This window comes from Streptomyces murinus, from assembly GCF_002154555.1.
Classification (GTDB): Bacteria; Actinomycetota; Actinomycetes; order Streptomycetales; family Streptomycetaceae; genus Streptomyces; species Streptomyces murinus.
In genome coordinates this window covers 1-1168 of sequence record NZ_MUNF01000549.1, presented here as the reverse complement: position 1 = coordinate 1168, position 1168 = coordinate 1, and the positions used below count along the sequence as shown (strand labels likewise).

2 protein-coding genes are annotated in these 1168 nt (G+C 71.1%); both read right to left on the bottom strand.

The window, feature by feature from the left end; translation table 11 throughout:
* Window positions 1–37: 37 nt before the first annotated feature.
* Window positions 38–385, bottom strand: coding sequence for a hypothetical protein (locus CCN72_RS29430; protein WP_244174538.1), 348 nt, complete (start codon window positions 383–385; stop codon window positions 38–40).
* Window positions 386–408: 23 nt separating this feature from the next.
* Complete coding sequence (locus CCN72_RS29425; protein ID WP_425276183.1) at window positions 409–1005, bottom strand: ester cyclase; 597 nt, start codon at window positions 1003–1005, stop codon at window positions 409–411.
* Between the last annotated feature and the right edge of the window lie 163 nt (window positions 1006–1168).

Here is a 1168-nt window from a genome sequence, read left to right as displayed (position 1 = left end):
TCAGGGGGCGCCGGGCCTTCGCGCTGCCGCACGCCCCTCAGACGCGCCCGGCCTCGTCCCGCTTCTCGGCCTCGGACCCCCCGAAGACGTGTCGCATCAGTTCCGCGTCCTTCTTCGGCACGATCACGTCGTACGTCCCGTCCGCCGTACTCAACTCGTAGCGCTCGAACTTCGACGCCATGGGCACCTTGTCGTCGACGGGTTCCAACGCGAACGGCGGTCTCAGCAAAACGCTCTTCTTCTCGCCCGTCCGGTCCGTCCAGACCGGCATCTCTCCCGGGGCGCACCGCAGGAACCCGCTCCTGGTCCGCGCGATCTTCTTGCCCCGGCCGATCGACGTCATCACCGCCCCGCCGATGCTCTTGGTGAATCCGACGATCTGCAACGGCTGTCCGCCCCTGAAGTCCGCTATGTCCTGAGCGGACGAGCGCCGCCGGATCCGCGCCCATCGCAGCAGCACGTCCACCGCGGTCTCGGTGCCCGCGGAACGCCGCGCCGAAAGACCCCCCTGTGCCATCTTTCCCTCTTTCTTCGACCGCCCCGGGCCGGTACTCGAACAGAGTTCCCCATGGGAACCGCGAGGCCGCAGACTATCCCCCGCACCAGCCGGTACCGCCCGGGCGGTANNTCGGTGATCTTGCCGTCGGGGGCGAGGCGGAAGAGGGTCGTGCCGGTCATGGTGACATCGCGGCCGGTCGCGGGGATGCCGAGGAAGTCGCCCTGGTGGGTGGCCCGCCAGGTCCAGCGGGCGCAGGCGCGGTCGTCCTGGACGAGGACGTCCTCGACGATGAAGGCGCCCTCGAAGGCGGCACGCCACATGCGGTACTCGGCGCGCGCGTGGTCCAGGCCGATGGTGTCCTGCGGGTTCACCGGGTCGTGGCTGTGCACGTCCTCGGCCAGCAGGTCATTGAGCGGGGGCAGTTCGCCGGGGGCCGCGAGGACGGTGAAGAAGCGCCGTACGGTGTCCTCGGCCGGCCGCTCGGCCCGCACCACGTCGAGGTCCATGAGCACGGGTGCCTCGTCGCACAGCGCGGCCATCTCCCGGAAGACCCGGTCGCTCTCCGGCCGGCCGGACGAGTTGATCCGGCCCATGTACGCCTGGGTCGCGCGGGCCAGGGGGCCGCGGACGGCGACGCCCACCCTCGCCGCCCGGGACCGCCCGGACACC